The organism is Pseudomonas sp. GW456-12-1-14-TSB6 (assembly GCF_059424205.1).
On the sequence record NZ_JBWKZE010000011.1, the window covers coordinates 86,344 to 102,726 of the forward strand.

Consider the following 16,383-nt stretch of genomic DNA (forward strand, 5'->3'; position numbering starts at 1 on the left):
GGTCAATAGCTGCTGATACGACCGTGCGGTCACTCAGAGGTTGCGTTTGTTTCGCCGTTTTCCTGGAGCGGCAGACAAACGCGAAACAGGGCGCCCTCGTTGATCTTGCTTTCGACGACGATGAAGCCGCCATGGGCGGCGACGATCTGTTCGGAGATGAACAGACCCAGTCCGAGGCCGGCCACCACCGTCTTGGCGGAGACGCGTTCGAACTGTTGAAAAATACGTTTCTGATTTTCCTCGCTAATGCCGATGCCGTGATCCTGGACCTCGACACGTGCCTGGTTGCCCTGGCGATAGACGCGCACCTGAATCGGGCTTCTACCGCCATAACGCAAGGCATTGGTCAGCAGGTTGGAAATCACCTGTTCGATGCGAAACTCATCCCAGCAGCCTTCGACCGGACTCTCCGCTTCGAAGGAAACGGTGGTTTCCGCCGCCTCGATCTGTTGCGCAAAGTTTTGCAGCAAGTTGCTCACCAACTGCGCGAGATCGAAGCGACTCGGGCGAATCGACAGCTTGCCGGTGCGGATCCGCGAGACGTCGAGCATGTCCTCGATCAGCCGGATCAGGCTTTTGATCTGGCGCTCGTCGCGGTCAACCATCGCGTGCATTTTGTCGAGGGTGAACGCGGCAGCGTTGTCCCGGGCCAAGTGCATCTTGCGCAGTTGGGTTTCGAGGATAAGGCCGTTAAGGGGCGTGCGCACTTCGTGGGCGACGATCGACATGAAATCGTCACGCATGCGTACCGCCTGCTCCAGTTCGCCCTGGGTGCTTTGCAGTTGCTGCAACAGCGCTTCCTGTTCGCGACGGCTCTGCTCCAGCGCTTCGACCTGTTGCTTCATCGCCTTGCTCTGGCGGTACAGATCGACAAAGACATTCACCTTGCTTTTTACCGCATGGATGTCCAGCGGCTTGTGCAGGAAGTCCACCGCCCCGGTTTCGTAGCCCTTGAACGCGTAATTGAGTTCGCGGCCAGCGGCGCTGACGAAGATGATTGGAATGTTTTTGGTTTTCTCGGTACCGCGCATCAATTCGGCCAGTTCGAAGCCGTTCATGCCGGGCATCTGCACGTCGAGGATGGCCATGGCGAACTCGTGTTGCAGCAGCAGCGACAGCGCTTCGTCCGCCGACAGCGCTTTGTAGACGGTGCGGTCTTCGCGTTTGATCAGCGCTTCGAGGGCCAGCAGGTTCTCGGGCAGATCGTCGACGATCAGCAGTTTTGCCTGGATATTACTCAGCATGCGATTCGTTCCAGCTCGACAAGCAGACGGCCGATGCCGTGTATGGGAAGGATGTAATCCGGTTGATGCGTTTTCAGTGCCGCGCGAGGCATGGTGGCGACCTGCGCCTCGTCGGGGTCCTGCACGATGGTCAGCCCGCCCAGGCGTTTGACTTGCGCCAGGCCTCGCGCGCCATCGTGGTTCGCGCCGGTCAGCAGCACTGCGGCCAGCGCCGGCCCATAGGCATCAGCGGCGGACTCGAACAGGAAATCGATCGAAGGCCGCGAATGGTGCAAGCGGTCTTCAAGGCTCAGCGACAGACTGAGGTCCTGTTCCACCGACAGGTGATAACCCGGCGTCGCGAAGTACACGGTGCCGGGCGTGATGTCCTGTTTATCGATGGCTTCTGCTACCGGCAGCGCCAGCCGCCGGGCGAACACCTCGGCGAGCTGGCTGCGGCGCTCTTCCGGCAAATGCAGCACGATGATGATCGGCAGACCGAACCCGGCCCGCAGCGAGCCAAGCATGGTCAGCAAGGCCTCGACGCCACCGGCGGAAGCCCCGACCACAATCGCCTCGACCCGAGGCAAATCCGCTGCACTGTTCATGATTTGCGGTAGATCCGTTCTTGTTTCACCAGCGGTTCGAACTGGTTGGAATAGCCGGAAAAATCCAGGGTTTCCTTGCTGCCCAGCACGAGGAAGCCACGGTGGCACAGCGATTCATGGAACAACCCGAACGCTCGATCCTGAAGTTTTTTGTTGAAATAAATCAACACGTTACGACATGAAATTAATTGAGTTTCGGAGAATACACTATCGGTCGCCAGGCTGTGATCGGCGAACGTCACGTTTTCACACAGGCTCTTGTCGAAAATCGCGTAGCCGTACGCCGCAGTGTAGTAGTCGGCGAACGAGCGCTGACCGCCGGCCTGCTGATAGTTGGCCGTATAGGCGCGCACGTTCTCCATCGAAAAGATCCCCTGCTTGGCCTTGTCCAGCGAGCGCGGGTTGATGTCGGTGGCGTAGATGATCGTACGATCAAGCAGGCCTTCTTCGCGCAGCAGGATCGCCATCGAGTAGACCTCCTCACCGGTGCTGCAGCCGGCGATCCAGATCTTGATCGACGGATAAGTCTTGAGCAGCGGCACCACCTCCTGACGGATCGCCAGGAAGTGCGATGGATCGCGGAACATCTCGCTGACCGGGATCGTCAGCAATTGCAGCAACTGCATGAACGCCGTCGGGTCATGCAGGACTTTCTCCTGCAAGGCCGAGATGGTCGCGCACTCGAACTGGCTCAACGCATGTTGCACACGGCGCTTGATCGAGGCGCCGGAGTAATCGCGAAAATCGTAGCTGTACTTGAGATAAATCGCCTCGATCAGCAACCGCAGTTCGATTTCACTGTTCCGCTCAACGGAATTACTACGTTCCACTAAATGCGTTCCATCTTGGGTAACCACACGCGAATCAGCGAGAACAGGCGATCCAGGTCAATGGGCTTGGCCAGGTAATCATTGGCACCCGCCTGCAGGCAGCGCTCCTGATCGTCCTTCATGGCCTTGGCCGTCACCGCGATGATCGGCAGCTTGCGCCAGCGCGGATCCTTGCGGATTTCCATGGTGGCTTCAAAACCATCCATTTCCGGCATCATCACGTCCATCAGCACCAGGTCGATGTCCTCGACTTCATTCAGTTTTTCAATCGCTTCGCGACCGTTTCGGCCAATCACCACGACTGCACCCTTGGTTTCCAGCGCACTGGTCAGGGCGAAAATGTTACGCACATCGTCGTCCACCAGCAGCACCTTGCGTCCTTCGAAGACCTTATCGCGGCTGCGGGCGGTCTTGAGCATCTTCTGCCGTTCATGGGACAACTGCGATTCGACTTTGTGCAGAAAGAGTGTGACCTCATCCAGCAGACGTTCAGGCGACCGTGCGCCCTTGATGATGATCGAACGCGAGTACTTGCGCAGTTCGGCTTCTTCGTCGCGGGTCAGATTGCGCCCTGTGTAGACAATGACCGGCGGGAACGAGCAGATGTCCTCGGTGGACATGCGCTTGAGCAGATCGTTGCCAAGCATGTCCGGCAGCTTCAGATCGATGACCATGCAATCGAAAATCGTCGTGCGCAGCAGCTCCAGTGCGTCCTGCGCCAGGCCTACAGCGGTGATTTCGATGTCGTCGTCGCCGATCAGGCGGGCAATGCTTTCCCGCTGCAGATCGTCGTCCTCCACCAGCAGCACACGTTTGACCTTCTGCGTGAGCTTGGCTTCGAGACGGGCGAACACGTCCTTGAGCTCTTCGCGAGTGGTCGGCTTGACCGCGTAACCGATGGCGCCCATGTGCATGGCCGCTTCGACGCGGTCTTCCACGGAAATTACGTGCACGGGGATGTGCCGGGTCTGAGCGTTTTCCTTCAGACGCTGCAGAACGGTCAGGCCCGAATGGTCCGGCAGGCGCATGTCCAGCAGGATCGCGTCCGGCACGAACTCTTGCGCCAGGTCATAACCTTCATCCGCCCCGTGCGCGACCAGGCACTGGTAGCCCAGTTCATGGGCCAGGTCATAGAGGATGTGGGCGAAATTCGGTTCGTCTTCCACCACCAGAATGCAGCGGGTATCGAACGGCGCTTTATTGCGGTCATCGTTGAAGCGCGGAATGTCGACAGAGGCCAGCGGCGAAACCGTCACGGCGGATGCAATGACCGGAGCGGCAGCGGGCGGGCTGAACGTCAGCGGCGCGACCGGCGCGTCGCCCGGCTCGCGGTATTGTTGCGGCAACACCAGGGTGAAGGCACTGCCCTGCCCCGGCGCGCTGCTGACGCTGATTGAACCGCCCAGCAACGTCGCCAGATCCCGGGAAATCGACAGCCCCAACCCGGTGCCGCCATATTTGCGGTTGGTGGTGCCGTCGGCCTGGCGGAAGGCTTCGAAAATGCTTTCCTGTTGATCCTGCGCAATCCCGATCCCCGAGTCGCGCACGATGAAAGCAATGCGATCGTCCGGCTGGCCGGCGATGGTCAGGCTGACCGTGCCCTGTTCGGTGAATTTCACGGCGTTGGACAGCAGGTTCTTGATCACCTGCTCCAGACGCTGGCGATCGGTAAACAGAGTGATCGGCGCATCAGGCTGCAACTCGACGGTGAACGTCAGTTTCTTGTCCGCCGCCAATGGTTCGAAGACGCTGCGCAGGCCGTCGGCCAGGCGCGCGACGCTGGTGTTTTCCGGCACCACTTCGAGTTTGCCGGCTTCCACCTTGGAAATGTCGAGAATGTCGTTGATCAGGTTGAGCAGATCGTTGCCGGCAGAGTAGATCGACTCGGCGAACTTGACCTGCTCGGCGCTGAGGTTGTCCTGCGGGTTTTCCGCCAGCAGCTTGGCCAGGATCAGCGAACTGTTCAGCGGCGTGCGCAGCTCGTGGGACATGTTGGCCAGGAATTCGGATTTGTACTTGCTCGAGCGCTGCAACTCTTCGGCGCGCTCTTCGAGCTGCACCTGGGCCAGATTGAGCTCGGTGTTCTTCTGGTCCATGGCGTCGCGCTGCTCGGCCAGGGTCTGGGCCTGTTCGGCCAGTTGCTCGTTGGTCTGTTCCAGCTCGACTTGCTGGGTTTCCAGATGCGCCTGGGATTCCTTGAGAATCCGCGATTGCTCCTCCAACTCTTCGTTGGCGGTTTTCAGCTCTTCCTGCTGCACCTGCAACTCTTCATTGAGTTGCTGGGTTTCAGCCAGCACTTCCTGCAAGCGCTGGCGATAGCGCGCGGCTTCGATGGAGGTGCCGATATTGCCGGCGATCAGTTCCAGCAGCGCCACATCACGGTCGGTGAGCGGACGCAGGAAACCGAGCTCGATTACGCCGTTGACCCGCTCGTCATCACTGGTAGGTACCACCAGCACGCTGTGCGGCAGGCCTTCGCCCAGACCGGAACTGACCTTGAAGTAGTCGGACGGCACTGAATCGAGACGAAGCAGCCGAGCCTGCTGTGCGACCTGTCCGACAAGGCCTTCATCGCTGTAGATCAATTGATTCTGCTGTTCCTGTTCGCGGGAGAATCCGTAAGTCGCCACGCGTTTGAGGCCGCCATGTTCCTCGCGCACATACAACGCGGCCACGGCGGTGCCGAGGTACTGGGCGCAGAATTGCAGGATATTGCGCCCCAGCAGATTCAGCGTCAGTTGCCCCAGCACCTGCTCTGCCAGCTGAGTCTGACCGTTGCGCAGCCACGCTTGTTGTTCCAGACGAAGGGCGCTGGCCTCTTGCGCCGCGAGGGTCGCACCATAACTTTGCGAAAGGTTGAGCAGATCGCGTCGACCGACATAGGCCAACAGACCGCTGATGCCGGCCACGAACAGCAGATAAAGGCTGATGCTCCAGACCGTGGTGCGGCGCACGTCCTCGTTGCGCGAGGCGCGCAGCAACTGCTCGGTTTCAATCACATCTTCGAACTGTTTACGTATTTCATCGGTCAGGCGCTTGCCCTTCCCCGCTTTGACCGCCGACTTGTAATCGCCACTGGCCCGTTGCAGATCGATCATCGATTGCGCATACGTCGCCCACTCGGTTTGCAGCGCCTGAAGTCGACGCAGGCGATCGGTTTGCGCCGGGTTGTCGGCAGTCAGCTCAAGCAACGTGTTGAGTGCCACGGCAATCCGGGGCTTGGCCGTCTCGTACGGGTCGAGGAAGTGCTCGTCGCCGCTGAGCAGATACCCGCGCATGCCGGTTTCCAGATCCACGGTGAGTTTCACCGCTTCGTTGGCGTTATTGATCACCCGGTCGGTGTGCTCCACCCACTGAATCACGGACAACAAATAGGTGATCAATGAAATGAAGAACACGGCACTGATGACGCCGACGCCCAACGGCAAACTGACGTTGCGGGTCAGGAGTTTGCGAAACCGTTGCTCATCAACCGAAGACGGAGAGGACATGTGGCAGCCTTGTCGAACTGTTGAAAACCAGGGAGTTTGCCCCAAAACGGCACCATGGATCCATTTTTCTCACAGCTTTAGTACTGTTTTCCTACATTTGCCTACGCCGAATCGCGGCCCAACAGTTATCCTTGCCCGCCCGTTTGCGCCTATCCTTTTTTTGTATGCCGTCGGGAACTTGTGGCTATGCGCCACTTACTCATGCAAGAGCCCGGCATTTTTGATCGACCGGCGCCCCGTCCCCCATTCTTGAGAGCCGCCATTATGTCCAGCCCTGTGTCCACCATCCTTGTAGTAGAAGACGATGCCATCGTGCGCATGCTGATCGTCGATGTGCTGGAGGAGCTGGAGTTCAAGGTTCTGGAGGCAGATGGCAGCGAGCAGGCGCTGGAAATCCTCAAGGATACGAATCAGCACATCGACCTGATGATGACCGACGTCGGCTTGCCGATCATGGATGGCCGTCAACTGGCCACCGAAGCCCGCAATATTCGCCCCACACTGCCGATTCTGTTTGCCAGCGGTTATGCCGAGACCATTGAAGTACCGATGGACATGCATGTGATCGGCAAGCCATTTTCCATTGATCAACTGCGAGACAAGGTCAAAGCCGTTCTCGGGCAATCCTGAGCACGAGACTTCAATGTCTGAATGAAGCTTTCACACGCCCTGTCGATCGCCTTCTCCCTCGCCCTCGTCCGATGCAAACCCGATAAAAACGGATCACCCGACGCCTGGGTTATGGTCTAATCCGCGCGCCTTTTTTCCGTCACTTCGTTCCAGGAACCGTTTCTCATGAGTCAGCCCGCAACCAAAGTCCTCGTCATTGGTTACGTCTGGCCGGAACCTCGTTCCTCTGCGGCAAGCGGGCATGTGATGCAAATTCTCGAAACGTTCCTGCGCCAGGGTTGGCAAATCACCTTTGCCAGCCCTGCCGGTGTTGGCGAACATCCGGCCGATTTGGGCTCGCTGGGAATCCATACGGTCCCGATCGAGCTGAACAGCAGCAGTTTCGACACCTTCATCAGCGAGCTGGCGCCGGATATCGTGCTCTTCGATCAATTCATGATTGAAGAACAATTCGGCTGGCGGATAGAAAAACACTGCCCCGACGCGTTGCGTGTTCTGGAAACCTCGGATCTGCAAAGCCTGCGGCATGCCCGGCACCAGCGATTGAAGGACCGGCTCAAGCACAGCGATGATGCCAACGACTTCAATCAGTTGTTTGCGCCGGCGCTGGCCGAAGAGTTCGAGCTGATGGCTGACACCGATCTGGCAAAACGCGAGATTGCCGCGCTGTATCGCTGCGACCTGAACCTGATGATCTCGCAGGTGGAAATCGAGTTGCTGGTGCAGCAGTTCAAACTGCCGCGCGAGCTGTTGCACTGGTGTCCCTTGATGGTCGAAGCGCCCAGCACCCCTGCGAAACCCTTCGAAGAGCGTGCGCACTTCCTCAGTATCGGCAATTTCCGTCATGCGCCGAACTGGGATGCGGTCTTGTGGATGAAATCGACCGTCTGGCCGTTGATTCGCGAACAACTGCCAAAAGCCCAACTGCATGTTTATGGCGCCTACACGCCACCCAAGGCAGCGGCGTTGCACAATGTTGCGCAGGGTTTTCACATCATGAACTGGGCAGAGGATGCGTTGCAGGTCATGTCCGATGCACGTATTTGCCTGGCCCCTCTGCGTTTCGGTGCGGGCATCAAGGGAAAACTGATCGACGCCATGCTCTGCGGTACCCCCAGCGTCACTACCCCTATTGGCGCGGAAGGCATGCACACCGATCAGCCGTGGCCTGGCGCGGTCTGCCGCACGGCGCAGGACCTGGCGAATGCCGCGGTACAACTTTATCGCGACGAAGTCCGTTGGCAAGTTGCCCAGTCTCAGGGCAATACCCTGCTCAAGGACATTTATCAGCAAGCGGTCCATGGCCAGGCGCTGATCAATAAACTGCAGGAATGTCGCAAGAATATTGCAAAACTGAGACTCAGCAACTTTACGGGCGGCATGTTGCGACATCACGCTCACAAGAGCACGCAATACATGGCGCAATGGATCGAGGCGAAGAACCTGAACAAGTAAGCACACCTCCGAAACAAGCACAAACAACAACCAACAACCTGAATTAAATAATGAGTGGCCACTTAAACCCCCAAACAATATAAACATCCTGCAAGCGCCATCACCTTTCAAAGTCGGCGCCATTAAAAACTTGCAGGCATGTATAGATGAATAATTTTTTGGATAATAACTTTGAGCTTCACAATTGGATGGCTGCCACGCCGGCGATCGATGACCTGTCTCTTACGGAGATGACTTTGCCGGGTGCTCACAATGCCGGCTGTGACCGTGAAGCATCTTATGCAGTGCCTCTGGCTGAAACCTGGATAGCTTGTCAGGATGTGCCGATCTATGCCCAACTCAACCGTGGCGCCCGGGCACTTGACCTCCGTCTGGGGTACTACGCCAAAGCGGACGACATGAAGAAATTCCAGTTCCAGCACAGCGGATATCTGTCTTCACGCCATTTAGGTGATCTGGTAATCGAGATCGAATCGTTTCTTGAAAGAAGTCGAGATGAATTTATTATTCTGGACTTTCATGAACTCAACAAAGGTTCAGACGAATTTGATTACCAGCTGTTCAACGACACCCTGCTCAAAAAACTTGGCGATCGAATAATTCCTGTAGAAAACAGGCATCTTGCGTTGCACGAGCTAAAAGCCGCGAGTCCTTTGCAACGATTATTAGTGGCAGCCCCCTATCACCACCAACTCGATCGCAGGTATTTCTGCGACAGGATCCCGCACTCGTGGATCAATAAAGAAATGGTCAGCGTCGATGATCTTTATCAATACATTAAAAGTGTCATGAAAGCTCCACCCGGTGGGAGGCCTTGGTCACTAAGCACGACCTGTTATGGCATTATCGGCCCCCTACGCATCCTTGATGAGCTGGATAACTGGTTTGATCCGGACAAAACTGAATGGGCGCAGCGATGCAGCATCATTAATTTCGACTTCATAAAAAATAGTCGGATCGTTTCATTCTGCCGAACGGCCAACCTTGCAAAAGCCCGTAGAAAAATCTAATCACACCAGTGATTCAAAGCGCTGTCGAAGCCGCACACTGGTGCTAAGCACGGAAAACGAGGCATGATCGTCAGGCGATAACAAGAAAAGCACTCAGCCATGACCCGAACCGCTCGCGTGACCGATCCCTCCTACGAGCTGATGGATGACCACAACGGGTTGTCCATCATCTATCGCCAGCATGGTTTCCCCTGCCCGCTGGTGCGCTGGCACTTTCACAAGGAATACGAGCTGCACCTGATCGTCGCCAGTTCGGGCAAGGTGTTCATCGGCGACTACATCGGCAATTTCTACCCGCAGACGCTGTTCCTGACCGGCCCCAATCTGCCGCACAACTGGATCAGCCAGGTGGCCGAAGACGAAGTGGTCGAGAAACGCGACATGCTGGTCAACTTCACCGATGAGCTGTTTGAAAGCGGCCATCAGGTATTCGCCGAACTCAAGACCCTGGCGCCGCTGCTCGAGCGTGCGCAGTACGGCATCGAATTCCGTTCCCCGCACACCATTCGCCAAGCCATGACCCTGATGCAACGCATCGCCGATTCAAACGGCATCACCCGCCTCGGGCATTTTTTCATCCTGATGGAATTGTTGGCGGCCTGCGACGACTACCAGTTGCTGTCCGGCGCGACCACCCCGCAACTGGCCGACGAGCACAACATCGACCGCACCAACCGCGCAGTGGATTACATCTTCGCCCACTACGCCCGCGAGTTGCCGCTGGAGGAAGTCGCCGAGCACCTGGGCATGAAGCCGACCTATTTCAGTCGGGTGTTCAAGCAGGCCACCGGGCGCAACTTCATCGAATTCGTCAATCGCCTGCGTATCAGCAAATCCTGCGAACTGCTGGCGGACGGCGACAAACCGGTGACCGAGGTGTGTTTCGAGTCGGGCTTCAACAATATTTCCAATTTCAATCGGCGTTTTCAGCAGCTCAAAGGCATGACGCCTTCGCATTATCGGCGGTTGGTGGTGCAACGCCTGACCGAGCAAAACCACGGCTGACGCCGGAAAACCTGTACGGATTCATGCCGGCCGTCCTTCTGAAACGCCCTTCCCTGCGTTTGCCGCGCCAATCCCGAGTGCAAAAAAGTATCGATTCAAGTGCTAGGGATGATTTGTCAGCCCTGCGTCAGAAGGCTGTAATCAGTGCACATTCTTCCCCCGCTGGAAGAACACAAAAACAATAACTGTCCTTCTGCCCCCGCCGGGTGCAGAAAAGGAGTGCACGATGCAACCCACTGCAAAAGCTCTGCTGGCCCTCACCTGCATGACCCTCAGCAGCGTCAGCCTTGGCGCCCAGACCTTGACCATCGCCACCGTCAACAACAGCGACATGATTCGCATGCAAAAGCTCTCGAAGACCTTCGAGACCGAGCATCCGGACATCAAGCTCAATTGGGTGGTGCTGGAAGAAAACGTCCTGCGTCAGCGCCTGACCACCGACATCGCCACTCAGGGCGGTCAGTTCGACGTGTTGACCATCGGCATGTACGAAGCCGCACTCTGGGGTGCAAAAGGCTGGCTCGAACCGATGAAGGATCTGCCGGCCAGCTACGCCCTCGACGATGTATTTCCGTCGGTGCGCGAAGGCCTGTCAGTCAAGGGTTCGCTGTACGCCCTGCCGTTCTACGCCGAAAGCTCCATCACCTACTACCGCACCGACCTGTTCAAGGACGCCGGCCTGACCATGCCCGAGCGCCCGACCTGGGAACAGATCGCCGGCTTCGCCGAAAAACTCACCCACAAGGACAAGGAACAGTACGGCATCTGTCTGCGCGGTAAGGCTGGCTGGGGTGAAAACATCGCGTTGATCACCACCGTCGCCAACGCCTACGGCGCACGCTGGTTCGATGAGCAGTGGAAACCCGAATTCAGCGGTCCGGAGTGGAAGAACGCGCTGAACTTCTACGTCGACACCATGAAGAAATCCGGCCCACCGGGCGCCTCCAGCAACGGTTTCAACGAAAACCTCGCCCTGTTCAACAGCGGCAAGTGCGCAATTTGGGTCGATGCCAGCGTCGCCGGTTCGTTCGTTACCGACAAGACTCAAAGCAAGGTCGCCGATCACGTCGGCTTTACCTACGCGCCGCATCAGGTCACCGACAAAGGCTCGGCGTGGCTGTACTCGTGGGCACTGGCGATTCCGACCAGTTCCAAGGCCAAAGACGCCGCCAAAGAATTCAGCGCCTGGGCCACCTCAAAAGAGTACGGCGCACTGGTCGCCAAGACCGACGGCATCGCCAACGTTCCGCCGGGCACCCGTGCCTCGACCTACAGTGACGCTTACATGAGCGCCGCACCGTTTGCCAAGGTCACGCTGGAATCGCTGAAAGCCGCTGACCCGAGCAAACCGACCCTCAAGCCTGTGCCGTACATCGGCATTCAACTGGTGACCATTCCTGAATTCCAGGGCGTGGGCACCCAGGTCGGCAAGCTGTTCTCCGCCGCGCTGATCGGCCAGACCACGGTCGACCAGGCACTGACCGCCGCGCAGCAAACCACCGAACGCGAGATGAAGCGCGCGGGTTATCCGAAGTAATCCTGCGCATTTCCATGTGGGAGCGAGCCTGCTCGCGATAGCGGTAATCCGGTCTCAATAAATGTGGCGGATGGGCCACCCTCATCGCGAGCAGGCTCGCTCCCACAGTGGATCGAGTCTGCCTTTTAAAACGGTTGTGATCACCATGAATACTTCAACTGCCAAAGCCCACATCGACCTGTCGCAGCCCCGGCGCAAAAGCCGTGTGGCCAATCCCGGCTGGTTTCTGGTCAGCCCTTCGGTGGCCCTGTTGCTGCTGTGGATGATCGTGCCGCTGGGCATGACCGTCTATTTCTCGATGATCCGCTACAACCTGCTCGACCCGGGCACCAACGAATTCGTCGGGCTGGAAAACTTCACCTACTTTCTGACCGACTCCGGCTTCATGCCCGGCGCTACCAATACCTTGCTGCTGGTAGGCAGCGTGCTGCTGATCAGCGTGGTGTTCGGCGTATTGATCAGTGCGCTGCTGGAGGCCAGCGAGTTCTTCGGTCGCGGCATCGTGCGGGTGATGCTGATTTCGCCGTTCTTCATCATGCCCACGGTCGGTGCGCTGATCTGGAAGAACCTGATTTTCCACCCGGTGTCCGGGATCCTCGCCTACATCTGGAAACTGTTCGGCGCGCAGCCGGTGGACTGGCTCGCTCACTACCCGCTGCTGTCGATCATCATCATTGTCTCGTGGCAATGGCTGCCCTTCGCGATCCTGATCCTGATGACCGCCATGCAGTCCCTCGACCAGGAACAGAAAGAAGCCGCCCGCCTCGACGGCGCCGGCCCGATCGCGATCTTCTGGCACCTGACCCTGCCGCACCTGGCACGGCCGATTGCCGTGGTCGTGATGATTGAAACCATCTTTCTGCTGTCAGTGTTCGCCGAAATCTTCACCACCACCAACGGCGGCCCGGGCTACGCCTCGACCAACCTCGCCTACCTGATCTACAACCAGGCGCTGGTGCAGTTCGACGTCGGCATGGCCTCGGCCGGCGGCCTGATCGCCGTGGTCATCGCCAACATCGCCGCGATCATTCTGGTGCGGATGATCGGCAAAAACCTGACTGACAAAGCCTGAGGCCTGCCATGACTCTTCAACAATCCCGCCGGCTGCAAAGCCTGCTGCTCGGCACGCTGGCCTGGGCCATCGCGATCATCATTTTCTTCCCGATCTTCTGGATGGTGCTGACCAGTTTCAAAACCGAAATCGATGCCTTCGCCACACCGCCGCAGTTCATCTTCACGCCGACGCTGGAGAATTACCTGCACATCAACGAGCGCAGCGATTACTTCAGTTTTGCCTGGAACTCGGTGGTGATTTCCTTCAGCGCCACGGCTCTTTGCCTGCTGATCGCGGTGCCGGCGGCCTACTCGATGGCGTTCTACGAAACCCAGCGCACCAAGGGCACGCTGCTGTGGATGCTCTCCACCAAGATGCTGCCGCCGGTGGGCGTGCTGATGCCGATCTACCTGCTGGCCAAGAGTTTCGGCCTGCTCGACACGCGCATCGCGCTGATCGTGATCTACACGCTGATCAACCTGCCGATCGTGGTCTGGATGGTTTATACCTACTTCAAGGACATCCCCAAAGACATCCTCGAAGCCGCCCGCCTCGACGGTGCCACCCTGGCTCAGGAAATGCTCCGCGTGCTGCTGCCGATCGCCAAGGGCGGCCTCGCGTCGACCGTGCTGCTGTCGCTGATCCTGTGCTGGAACGAAGCCTTCTGGTCGTTGAACCTGACTTCGTCCAAAGCCGCGCCGCTGACCGCATTGATCGCTTCCTACTCAAGCCCCGAAGGCTTGTTCTGGGCCAAGTTGTCGGCCGTCTCGACCCTGGCCTGCGCGCCGATCCTGATCTTCGGCTGGATCAGCCAGAAACAACTGGTGCGCGGCCTGTCGTTCGGTGCCGTGAAATAAGAATTCGCATGAGGAGCGCCACCATGGCCAACCTGAAAATCAAGAATCTGCAAAAAGGCTTCGAAGGTTTTTCCATCATCAAGGGCATCGACCTTGAGGTGAACGACAAGGAATTCGTGGTGTTCGTCGGCCCTTCGGGCTGCGGCAAATCCACCCTGCTGCGTCTGATCGCCGGCCTTGAAGAAGTCAGTGGCGGCACCATCGAACTGGATGGGCGCGACATCACCGAAGTCAGCCCGGCCAAGCGCGATCTGGCGATGGTGTTCCAGACCTACGCGCTGTACCCGCACATGACCGTGAAGAAAAACATGTCGTTCGCCCTCGACCTGGCCGGCGTGCCGAAAGCCGAAGTCGAGAAGAAAGTCGGCGAAGCGGCGCGCATTCTGGAACTGGGCCCGATGCTGGAACGCAAGCCGAAACAGCTCTCCGGCGGCCAGCGTCAGCGCGTGGCCATCGGCCGGGCGATCGTGCGCAACCCGAAAATCTTCCTGTTCGACGAGCCTCTGTCCAACCTCGACGCCGCCCTGCGGGTGCAGATGCGCCTGGAACTGTTGCGCCTGCACAAGGACCTCAAAGCCACGATGATCTACGTGACCCACGATCAGGTCGAAGCCATGACCATGGCCGACAAGGTGGTGGTGCTCAATGGCGGCAAGATAGAGCAGGTCGGCTCGCCGCTGGAGCTGTACCACAACCCCGCAAACCTGTTTGTCGCCGGTTTCCTCGGCACACCGAAAATGGGCTTTCTCAAAGGCCAGATCGCGCGCATTGACGGCGCGAGCTGCGAAGTCTCGCTGGACGCCGGTACCCGCATCAACTTGCCGTTCAACGCGGCGAACCTGAGTGTCGGCAGCGCCGTGACCCTGGGTATTCGCCCGGAACATCTGGAACTGGCGCAAGCGGGCGACTGCACCCTGCAAGTCACCGCCGACGTCAGCGAGCGGCTCGGCAGCGACACCTTCTGCCACGTCAAGACCAACGCCGGCGAAGCCCTGACCATGCGCGTGCGCGGTGATCTGGCGAGCCGTTACGGCGAACAACTGAACCTGCACCTGGACGCTTCCCACTGCCATCTGTTCGATGCCGACGGCGTGGCGCTGACCCGCCCGTTGCGCGCGGCCGCCTGATTTCGAGACTGACCCGATGAAACTGAACAAGCAAAACCTCGACCGCCTGGCCGCCGAAGTGAAGCTTCCGGCCTACAGCCTGAGCGAAACCCGCCAGGGCATCGCTCACATTGGCGTCGGCGGCTTCCATCGCGCGCATCAGGCGTATTACACCGACGCGCTGATGAACACCGGCGAAGCGCTGGACTGGGCAATTTGCGGCGTCGGCCTGCGCGCCGAGGACCGCCGTGCCCGCGATGACCTCAAGGAACAGGACTACCTGTTCACCCTGTTCGAACTGGGCGACAGCGACGACACCGAAGTCCGCGTCATCGGTGCGATCCGCGACATGCTGCTGGCCGAGGACAGCGCCCAGGCGCTGATCGACAAACTCGCCGATCCGCAGATCCGCATCGTCTCGCTGACCATCACCGAAGGCGGTTATTGCATCGACGACAGCAACGGCGAATTCATGGCGCACCTGCCGCAGATTCAGCACGATCTGACGAACCCGCAACAGCCGAAAACCGTGTTCGGTTTCCTCTGTGCGGCGCTGGCCAAGCGGCGTGCGGCGGGCACTCCGGCGTTCACGGTGATGTCCTGCGATAACCTGCCGCACAACGGCGCCGTCACCCGCAAGGCACTGTTGGCCTTTACTGCTTTGCTGGATCCGGACCTGCACGACTGGATCGACGCCAACGTCAGTTTCCCCAACGCCATGGTCGACCGCATCACGCCGATGACCAGCACCGCGCATCGCCTGCAACTGGCGGACAAACACGCCGTCGATGACGCCTGGCCGGTAGTCTGCGAACCCTTCGTGCAATGGGTGCTGGAGGACAAGTTCGTCAACGGCCGCCCGGCCTGGGAAAAGGTCGGCGTGCAGTTCACCGACGACGTTTCACCCTACGAAGAGATGAAGATCAAACTGCTCAACGGCAGCCATCTGGCGCTGACCTATCTGGGCTTTTTGAAGGGTTACCGCTTCGTTCACGAGACCATGAACGACCCGCTGTTCGTGCGCTACATGCGCGCCTACATGGACCTGGACGTAACCCCGCAACTGGCGCCGGTGCCGGGCATCGACCTGACCGAGTACAAGGACACGTTGGTGGCGCGGTTTTCCAATCAGGCGATTGCTGATCAGCTGGAGCGGGTTTGCTCGGATGGTTCGTCGAAGTTTCCCAAGTTCACTATTCCAACGATCAATCGGTTGATTGCCGATGGGCGTGAGACCAAGCGTGCGGCGTTGGTGGTGGCGGCCTGGGCGCTTTATCTGAAGGGTGTGGATGAGAATGGCGACACTTACTCGATTCCGGATCCTCGGGCGGCGTTCTGTCAGGGGTTGGTGGCAGAGGATGCTTTGATCACTGAGCGGTTATTGGGGGTTGAGGAGATTTTCGGGGTGGCGATACCGCGTTCGCCAGAGTTTGTTGCGGCGTTCGAGTGGTGCCTGAATAGCTTGCGTGAAGAAGGCGTGACACGAACTCTGGAAAAAATTCTCGTCGCCTGATCGTTCCCACGCTCTGCGTGGGAATGCAGCCCGGGACGCTCCGCGTCCCATTCAACAGCGGACG

The 16,383-nt window shown here is 58.6% G+C and carries 13 protein-coding genes; 9 read left to right on the forward strand and 4 right to left on the reverse strand.

Going from position 1 to position 16,383, the window contains the following annotated elements; translation table 11 throughout:
* Nucleotides 1-29: 29 nt before the first annotated feature.
* The 4 genes from AC07Y2_RS12635 to AC07Y2_RS12650 are packed head-to-tail and all read right to left on the reverse strand — an operon-like array spanning nucleotide 30 to nucleotide 6,152.
* Nucleotides 30-1,244 (reverse strand): hybrid sensor histidine kinase/response regulator, encoded by a 1,215-nt coding sequence (locus tag AC07Y2_RS12635; RefSeq protein WP_103386110.1) that lies wholly within the window; start codon nucleotides 1,242-1,244, stop codon nucleotides 30-32.
* Nucleotides 1,238-1,831 (reverse strand): chemotaxis protein CheB, encoded by a 594-nt coding sequence (locus AC07Y2_RS12640; RefSeq protein ID WP_039768269.1) that lies wholly within the window; start codon nucleotides 1,829-1,831, stop codon nucleotides 1,238-1,240. Before AC07Y2_RS12640 ends, AC07Y2_RS12635 begins: the two co-directional genes overlap by 7 nt.
* Nucleotides 1,828-2,661 (reverse strand): CheR family methyltransferase, encoded by an 834-nt coding sequence (locus tag AC07Y2_RS12645; protein WP_039768267.1) that lies wholly within the window; start codon nucleotides 2,659-2,661, stop codon nucleotides 1,828-1,830. The genes AC07Y2_RS12640 and AC07Y2_RS12645 overlap by 4 nt, the downstream gene beginning before the upstream one ends.
* Nucleotides 2,661-6,152, reverse strand: a complete 3,492-nt coding sequence (locus AC07Y2_RS12650; protein WP_039768264.1) for a response regulator — start codon at nucleotides 6,150-6,152, stop codon at nucleotides 2,661-2,663. Before AC07Y2_RS12650 ends, AC07Y2_RS12645 begins: the two co-directional genes overlap by 1 nt.
* A gap of 264 nt (nucleotides 6,153-6,416) precedes the next feature.
* Here AC07Y2_RS12650 and AC07Y2_RS12655 point away from each other — a divergent pair, with 264 nt between their 5' ends.
* The 9 genes from AC07Y2_RS12655 to AC07Y2_RS12695 all read left to right on the forward strand — a co-directional run bounded on the left by AC07Y2_RS12655 (nucleotide 6,417) and on the right by AC07Y2_RS12695 (nucleotide 16,319).
* Nucleotides 6,417-6,782 (forward strand): response regulator, encoded by a 366-nt coding sequence (locus AC07Y2_RS12655; RefSeq protein WP_039768263.1) that lies wholly within the window; start codon nucleotides 6,417-6,419, stop codon nucleotides 6,780-6,782.
* A gap of 165 nt (nucleotides 6,783-6,947) precedes the next feature.
* The gene (locus AC07Y2_RS12660; RefSeq protein WP_103386111.1) at nucleotides 6,948-8,237 is read left to right on the forward strand and encodes a glycosyltransferase; all 1,290 of its coding nucleotides are present in this window, start codon (nucleotides 6,948-6,950) and stop codon (nucleotides 8,235-8,237) included.
* Nucleotides 8,238-8,383: 146 nt separating this feature from the next.
* Nucleotides 8,384-9,247: a phosphatidylinositol-specific phospholipase C domain-containing protein gene (locus AC07Y2_RS12665; RefSeq protein WP_103386112.1), complete on the forward strand. Its 864-nt coding sequence runs from the start codon at nucleotides 8,384-8,386 to the stop codon at nucleotides 9,245-9,247.
* A 99-nt stretch (nucleotides 9,248-9,346) separates the two neighbouring features.
* Nucleotides 9,347-10,252 carry an AraC family transcriptional regulator gene (locus AC07Y2_RS12670; RefSeq protein ID WP_039768255.1) on the forward strand — a complete coding sequence of 302 codons (906 nt, stop codon included), beginning with the start codon at nucleotides 9,347-9,349 and terminating at the stop codon, nucleotides 10,250-10,252.
* A 226-nt stretch (nucleotides 10,253-10,478) separates the two neighbouring features.
* Entirely contained in the window at nucleotides 10,479-11,789 is a 1,311-nt protein-coding gene (locus AC07Y2_RS12675) for an ABC transporter substrate-binding protein (protein WP_103386113.1), read from the forward strand.
* A 145-nt stretch (nucleotides 11,790-11,934) separates the two neighbouring features.
* Entirely contained in the window at nucleotides 11,935-12,861 is a 927-nt protein-coding gene (locus tag AC07Y2_RS12680) for a carbohydrate ABC transporter permease (RefSeq protein ID WP_039768250.1), read from the forward strand.
* Nucleotides 12,862-12,869: 8 nt separating this feature from the next.
* Nucleotides 12,870-13,700 carry a carbohydrate ABC transporter permease gene (locus AC07Y2_RS12685; RefSeq protein WP_007957423.1) on the forward strand — a complete coding sequence of 277 codons (831 nt, stop codon included), beginning with the start codon at nucleotides 12,870-12,872 and terminating at the stop codon, nucleotides 13,698-13,700.
* Between the two features lie 23 nt (nucleotides 13,701-13,723).
* Nucleotides 13,724-14,827, forward strand: a complete 1,104-nt coding sequence (locus tag AC07Y2_RS12690) for an ABC transporter ATP-binding protein (protein ID WP_103386114.1) — start codon at nucleotides 13,724-13,726, stop codon at nucleotides 14,825-14,827.
* A 16-nt stretch (nucleotides 14,828-14,843) separates the two neighbouring features.
* The gene (locus AC07Y2_RS12695; protein WP_103386115.1) at nucleotides 14,844-16,319 is read left to right on the forward strand and encodes a mannitol dehydrogenase family protein; all 1,476 of its coding nucleotides are present in this window, start codon (nucleotides 14,844-14,846) and stop codon (nucleotides 16,317-16,319) included.
* Nucleotides 16,320-16,383: the final 64 nt, after the last annotated feature.

Coding starts and splice junctions, on each gene's coding strand:
- AC07Y2_RS12635 (WP_103386110.1), bottom strand. CDS start 1,244: ATGCTGAGTAATATCCAGGCAAAACTGCTGATCGTCGACGATCTGCCC.
- AC07Y2_RS12640 (WP_039768269.1), bottom strand. CDS start 1,831: ATGAACAGTGCAGCGGATTTGCCTCGGGTCGAGGCGATTGTGGTCGGG.
- AC07Y2_RS12650 (WP_039768264.1), bottom strand. CDS start 6,152: ATGTCCTCTCCGTCTTCGGTTGATGAGCAACGGTTTCGCAAACTCCTG.
- AC07Y2_RS12655 (WP_039768263.1), top strand. CDS start 6,417: ATGTCCAGCCCTGTGTCCACCATCCTTGTAGTAGAAGACGATGCCATC.
- AC07Y2_RS12660 (WP_103386111.1), top strand. CDS start 6,948: ATGAGTCAGCCCGCAACCAAAGTCCTCGTCATTGGTTACGTCTGGCCG.
- AC07Y2_RS12665 (WP_103386112.1), top strand. CDS start 8,384: ATGAATAATTTTTTGGATAATAACTTTGAGCTTCACAATTGGATGGCT.
- AC07Y2_RS12670 (WP_039768255.1), top strand. CDS start 9,347: ATGACCCGAACCGCTCGCGTGACCGATCCCTCCTACGAGCTGATGGAT.
- AC07Y2_RS12675 (WP_103386113.1), top strand. CDS start 10,479: ATGCAACCCACTGCAAAAGCTCTGCTGGCCCTCACCTGCATGACCCTC.
- AC07Y2_RS12680 (WP_039768250.1), top strand. CDS start 11,935: ATGAATACTTCAACTGCCAAAGCCCACATCGACCTGTCGCAGCCCCGG.
- AC07Y2_RS12685 (WP_007957423.1), top strand. CDS start 12,870: ATGACTCTTCAACAATCCCGCCGGCTGCAAAGCCTGCTGCTCGGCACG.
- AC07Y2_RS12690 (WP_103386114.1), top strand. CDS start 13,724: ATGGCCAACCTGAAAATCAAGAATCTGCAAAAAGGCTTCGAAGGTTTT.
- AC07Y2_RS12695 (WP_103386115.1), top strand. CDS start 14,844: ATGAAACTGAACAAGCAAAACCTCGACCGCCTGGCCGCCGAAGTGAAG.